General features: G+C 63.9%; 7 protein-coding genes and 1 pseudogene. All 8 read right to left on the minus strand.

Features of this window, described 5'->3' with window-relative positions; all coding sequences use genetic code 11:
- Positions 1 to 117: 117 nt before the first annotated feature.
- Positions 118 to 507: a DUF2946 domain-containing protein gene (locus ACE04F_RS28710; protein WP_486111166.1), complete on the minus strand. Its 390-nt coding sequence runs from the start codon at positions 505 to 507 to the stop codon at positions 118 to 120.
- Positions 508 to 564: 57 nt separating this feature from the next.
- Positions 565 to 1,044, minus strand: a complete 480-nt coding sequence (locus tag ACE04F_RS28715) for a copper chaperone PCu(A)C (protein ID WP_486111056.1) — start codon at positions 1,042 to 1,044, stop codon at positions 565 to 567.
- 46 nt (positions 1,045 to 1,090) lie between these two features.
- A complete protein-coding gene (locus tag ACE04F_RS28720; RefSeq protein ID WP_486111058.1) occupies positions 1,091 to 1,489 on the minus strand; it encodes a DUF2946 domain-containing protein in 399 nt (132 codons plus the stop codon).
- Between the two features lie 155 nt (positions 1,490 to 1,644).
- Complete coding sequence (locus ACE04F_RS28725) at positions 1,645 to 1,968, minus strand: helix-turn-helix domain-containing transcriptional regulator (RefSeq protein WP_217861150.1); 324 nt, start codon at positions 1,966 to 1,968, stop codon at positions 1,645 to 1,647.
- A gap of 17 nt (positions 1,969 to 1,985) precedes the next feature.
- Positions 1,986 to 2,309: pseudogene (locus tag ACE04F_RS28730) on the minus strand (type II toxin-antitoxin system RelE/ParE family toxin); the annotation flags it as partial.
- A gap of 56 nt (positions 2,310 to 2,365) precedes the next feature.
- Positions 2,366 to 3,091, minus strand: a complete 726-nt coding sequence (locus ACE04F_RS28735; protein WP_486111060.1) for a cobalt-precorrin-6A reductase — start codon at positions 3,089 to 3,091, stop codon at positions 2,366 to 2,368.
- Positions 3,088 to 4,185, minus strand: a complete 1,098-nt coding sequence (locus ACE04F_RS28740) for a cobalt-precorrin-5B (C(1))-methyltransferase (RefSeq protein ID WP_486111062.1) — start codon at positions 4,183 to 4,185, stop codon at positions 3,088 to 3,090. The genes ACE04F_RS28735 and ACE04F_RS28740 overlap by 4 nt, the downstream gene beginning before the upstream one ends.
- Entirely contained in the window at positions 4,178 to 5,389 is a 1,212-nt protein-coding gene (cbiE, locus tag ACE04F_RS28745; protein WP_486111064.1) for a precorrin-6y C5,15-methyltransferase (decarboxylating) subunit CbiE, read from the minus strand. Before cbiE ends, ACE04F_RS28740 begins: the two co-directional genes overlap by 8 nt.
- Positions 5,390 to 5,536: the final 147 nt, after the last annotated feature.

The following is a 5,536-nucleotide window of genomic DNA, read 5'->3' on the forward strand; positions in this document are numbered from 1 at the left end:
CCCCCCCCCCCCCCCCTCCCACGGGTTTTATGTTTGCTTCGGCCCAGATGTCAGGCACTCATCCGTGTTCAGGGCAGCGTTGGGCTGTCCTTTGCGACCGGGTGAGCAGGTGCGGGCTTACGCGTCGAGGGGCGGTGCGCGGGTGCGGGCGCCTGGGAAGAACGCCGGCCGGGCATGACCCAGGTGCGGGGAAGGGCTGGTATAGGTGTGGCTGGGCGGGGTGTCGAAGACGGCGAATGTGTGGCCGCCAGGCAGCGCCGGGCAGTTGAACAGCAGGCTGCAATAACCGCATTTTTCCCAGAGCGCATGGTGCTCGCTCTGGGGCTGGCAGTGTTCGGCAGCCGGTGCTTCGTGCACCGGCATGTCCATGCTCATCTCCATATCCATGCTCACGGACACAGGCATGGACATGCGCTGATCCATCGGCATCGACTGGGAAACCAGTGGTCCGATAAAGATCATCAGCATGGCGAACAGGCTGATCCAGCTGCCGCGTGTCAAGCTCATGAGCTGCCGGCGGTGCTTGGACAGGCTGGTACGACGTGGTTGCATGGGCGGCTGCGTCTACTGGGCGTGCTGGTGTGTCTTGGTGCCGTCGGGTGCTTTTTTCTGCACCGCGACATCCACCGTCACGTCCCCGGCCTTTTCGAAATGCAGGGTCATGGGGAAACGTTTGCCGTCGCTGAGCAAGCTGCGGTCCTTCAGGTCCAGCAACATCACGTGATAGGCCATCGGCGCGAAGGTGACGGTCGCACCCGGGGCGATGGCGACGACGGGTACCGGTTGCATTTTCATCAGGTCGTTTTGCATCACATGTTCATGGAGCTCGGCCTTGCCGGCAATCGGCGAGTCGACGCCGAGCAGTTTGTCGGCAGTGGTGCCGCTGTTGTGGATCACGAAATAGGCGGCCACGGTTGGCGCGTTGGGCGGCAACTCCTGGGACCACGGATGGGCGATCTCAAGCTCGGCGGCCTTGTACTGGTGAGCCTGGGCGAAGCCAACCGGGAGCAACAGGGCGGCGAGCAGGATGAGTCGGTTCAACATGGCAATTCTCCGGAACGATTCAGGGCGCAGTTTCATGCGGGAAGAATCAGGCCAGAGGCGACGCACGGGGGTTGAGGCTGGGCCATTGCTGGCGCGGGGTCGGGCTGTCGAGCTTCGCGTGGGCCGTACCGCGATCGGCCCGTTGTGCGTCCAGATACAACTGCGGGGCGTGCCCGGCGAGCGCCATCAGCGGCGCCGGGCCTGAGCAGCACCAGCAATGCTGCATCGTCGAGTGATTGTCTTGCTGTGGCGTGCCTTGTTCCACCTTGCCCAGGGAAACCGCCAGCATCTTCGTGCCGCCGGATGAGCAGAAACTGCCCCACAGCATTTGCTCGGCTGGCGAGTTGGCGGTCGCACCGTTGCTGTTGGAAAGCGGCATGGCAAGCATGTTGAACAGCACTGCGAAGCAGGCGATCCAGGCAAATGCAAGCCGTTGTCGGGACATGGGGCAATCCGCTCGGTTGGGCGATCAGGTGGCGGTATTTAGCCTGATCGGTGTCGAGAAGTAAAAAGGCCACGTGCGGTGTAGGGTCGCAGGGCTGGGGTTAACAGTAGCAATGGATTTTCAAGTGGGCGCTTTTGTTTTCCGTTCGCGTAGCCTCAATGCGCCGGTACGGCATGTACCTGCATGTCGACTCCCAGAGTCGTACGGATGACTGCAAATATCGCGGCCAGGTTATCCATGCTTGGATTACCTTTGGCTGAAAGCATCCGGTGCAGGCTTTTGCTGGGTTTGGACGTTTCCTTTGCCAGTTCTTCGAATCCCACGGTGGCATTAACAAGATCGCGAAGAATCATCCTCGCCATCTCGGGTTCTCCGTTTAAAAACAAAGTCGCGGCCTCGTCCAGCAGGATCTGGGCAAACTCAGGATCTCGCTGGGCGCGTTCGGCAATTGTATGTTTGTAGCTGCGTGTGAGAGCCATTGCGTTACCTCGTGTGCCTTTCTGCTTTTTTTTCGGGCTTGGAATTCGGCAACAAGCATTTTCGCCTGCTTGATGTCTTTTTTCTGAGTGGACTTGTCACCCCCGCCAAACAGGATGATCAGGCGCTTTCCCTCTTGGATCAGGTAAATCCGATAACCTGGGCCCCAATTGATACGGAACTCGCCCAACCCGTCGAACCACTTGATATTTGAGGTGTTGCCCAACTCCAAGCGCATCAATGCGTTGGAGACCTTGAAGGCCGCTTGGGCGTCCAGGCTGGAAAACCAACGCTTGAAAGGGCTTGTGTCGTTGTCTTGTAAGTATTCTTCGAGTTTGATCATGCGCGGCCCTGAAGGTAACAAATAGGTTACTGTTCATGCAAGGCAGCGATCTTGTCTCATCGAGTCGGAAGCGCCAACGCCTCAAGTGTTTCTTCAAGCGTCCCAAACTCCCGATCCACGCCCGGCAACACCGGCCGCTTCAACACCAGCACCGGCACCCCCCGTTCCCGGGCCACCTCCAGCTTCGGCTCGGTGGCCGTGCTGCCGCTGTTCTTGCTGACCAGTACATCGATTCGTCGCCGTTCGAACAGTTCGCGTTCACCGTCAATCTGAAACGGCCCACGGGCGCCGATGACTTCGCAGCGTTCGTTGCCGGGGTAAACGTCCAGTGCTCGCAGGGTCCAGAACTGTTCGGCGGGAATTTCCTGCAGATGCTGCAGAGGCTCCCGGCCGAGGGTGAACAAGGGCCGATGGAAAGGCTGCAAGGCCTGGATCAGCTCGGCCCAGTCGGCCACTTCGCGCCAGTCATCGCCGGCCCGTGGGCGCCAGGCCGGACGGCGCAGGGCCCAGCAGGGGACGGCGCAGGCGCGGGCGGCGTGGGCGGCGTTGTGGCTGATTTGTGCGGCGTAAGGGTGGGTTGCGTCCAATAGCAGGTCGATGCCCTCGGCGCGGATGAATTGCGCCAGGCCTTCGGCGCCGCCGTAGCCGCCGACGCGTACCTGGCAGGTCAGGTCGGTGGGGACGCGACCGATGCCCGCCAAGCTGTAGATGTGCTCGGGGCCGAGCGTGCGAGCAATGGCCAGGGCCTCGGTGACGCCACCGAGCAGCAGGATGCGTTTCATTTCAAGGCTCCAGCGTGGCCGACGATTCCGCCCTGACGGTCGATGGCGAAGACTTCGACCTGGACCTGGGCCGGGACCACGCTGCGAGCGAAGGCCAGGGCGTGCTCGCACACGGCGTCACCGAGGGCGATGCCGACGGCGCTGGCCATCGCGAGGGCTTGCTGGCTGGTGTTGGCTTGACGAATGTCGTGCTGCAACTTCTCATCGGCACCGATTGCCGCCGCCCATTCGGCCAGTTGTGGCAGGTCGATGCTCGAGTGGCGGCTGTGCAGGTCCATATGCCCGGCGGCGAGTTTGCTGATCTTGCCGAAGCCGCCGCAAAGACTGAGCTTTTCCACCGGCACCTTGCGCACATGCTTGAGCACGGCGCCGACAAAGTCGCCCATTTCGATCAGGGCGATTTCCGGCAGGTTGTAGACCCGGCGCATCGTGTCTTCGCTGGCATTGCCGGTGCACGCGGCGATGTGCAGGTAGCCGTTGGTTTTCGCCACGTCGATGCCCTGGTGGATCGATGCTATGTAGGCGGCGCAGGAAAACGGCCGGACGATGCCGCTGGTGCCGAGGATCGACAGACCGCCGAGGATGCCCAGTCGCGGGTTCATGGTTTTCAGCGCCAGGGCTTCGCCGCCCTCGACATTGACCGTGACTTCGAACCCCCCGGCATAACCGCTTTCCTCGGCCAGGCGACCCAGGTGATCGTTGATCATTTTGCGCGGCACCGGGTTGATCGCCGGCTCACCGACAGGCAGGACCAGTCCCGGTCGCGTCACCGTGCCGACGCCACGACCGGCAACAAAACGCACGCCAGGTTCGGCAATCAGGCGCACCTGGGAATACAACAGCGCGCCATGAGTCACATCCGGGTCATCACCGGCGTCCTTGATCGTTCCGGCCTCGGCGCCTTGTGCGGTCAGCCGGCAGAACTCCAGGCGCAGCTGCACCTGCTTGCCCTTGGGCAGGACGATTTCCACGGCATCGGCCTCGGTGCCGCACAGCAGCAGTCGCGCCGCCGCCAGGCTGGTGGCCGTGGCGCAGCTGCCGGTGGTCAGGCCGCTGCGCAGGGGGGCGGGTTGCTCGGCGGTTTCGTCACGCATCGAAAGGTTTCGTCACGTCCAGCAAGGTGATTGGCAAGGCCTGGCGCCAGGTATCGAATTCGCCCAAAGGCTGGGCCTGGGCGACGTGGATGCGGGTCAGCTCACCGCCGTGGCGTTCGCGCCAACTCATCAGTGTCATCTCGCTTTGCAGGGTCACGGCGTTGGCGACGAGCCGACCGCCAGGCTTGAGCCGGGCCCAACAGGCATCAAGCACGCCTTCGCGGGTGACGCCGCCACCGATGAACACCGCGTCCGGCCGCTCCAGGTTCGCCAGCGCCTGCGGGGCGCTGCCGCGAATCAATTGGAGGCCGGGCACGCCAAGGTTGTCGCGGTTGCGCTCGATCAGGGCTTGGCGGCCTTCGTCGGCTTCGATGGCCAGGGCTCGGCAACTGGGGTGGGCGCGCATCCATTCGATGCCGATCGAGCCGCTGCCGGCGCCGACGTCCCAGAGCAGCTCGCCGGGGGTTGGGGCGAGGCGAGCCAGGGTGACGGCACGCACGTCGCGCTTGGTCAGCTGGCCGTCATGTTCGTAAGCGCTGTCCGGCAGGCCGGCCAGGCGTGACAGGCGCTGCGTCGACGGATCGGCCCGGCATTCGATGGCGATCAGGTTCAGGTCGGCGACCGCTTCATCGGACCAGTGCGCAGCGCAACCGTCGCTCCGTCGTTCTGCCGCACCGCCCAAATGCTCCAGCACGGTCATGGCGCTCGGGCCGAATCCGCGCTCGCGCAGCAGTGTCGCCACGGCGCCGGGGCTGTGGCGGTCGTTACTCAGCAGCAACAGCCTGACGCCGCTGGACAAGTGCGCATTGAGCGCCGCCAGGGGGCGGGCCACCAGCGACAGCGTGACCACGTCCTGCAACGGCCAGCCCATGCGCGCCGCCGCCAGCGAGCAGGAGGATGGCGCGGGGATGACCTGCATCTCCTCGGCCGGCAGCTGTTTCGCCAGGCTGGCGCCGACGCCATAGAACATGGGATCCCCACTGGCCAGCACGCACACCGGTTCACCCTGTCGAGCCAGCAGCGGTTCCAGGGAGAACGGGCTGGGCCACAGCTCCCGCTCGCCGCGGATACACAGCGGCAGCAATTCCAACTGACGGGCGCTGCCCAGTATCCGCGACGCCCGCAGCAAGGCATGGCGAGCCGTCCGGCCCAGGCCCTTGAAGCCGTCTTCACCGATGCCCACTACGGTCAGCCAGGGGGTCATCTCTGTTCCTCGAATAAATGGGTTGATCGCCAGGCTTGTTGCCGCCGCGAACCGGGCCGCCATCATACCGTGCCTCGCCCGGTCCGGCGCGAACCTGTGGGCTGCTCACAAAACCTATGTTCGCCGCGATCCCCCGTGGGGGGGGGG

It is taken from the genome of Pseudomonas sp. AGC41 (assembly GCF_057334555.1).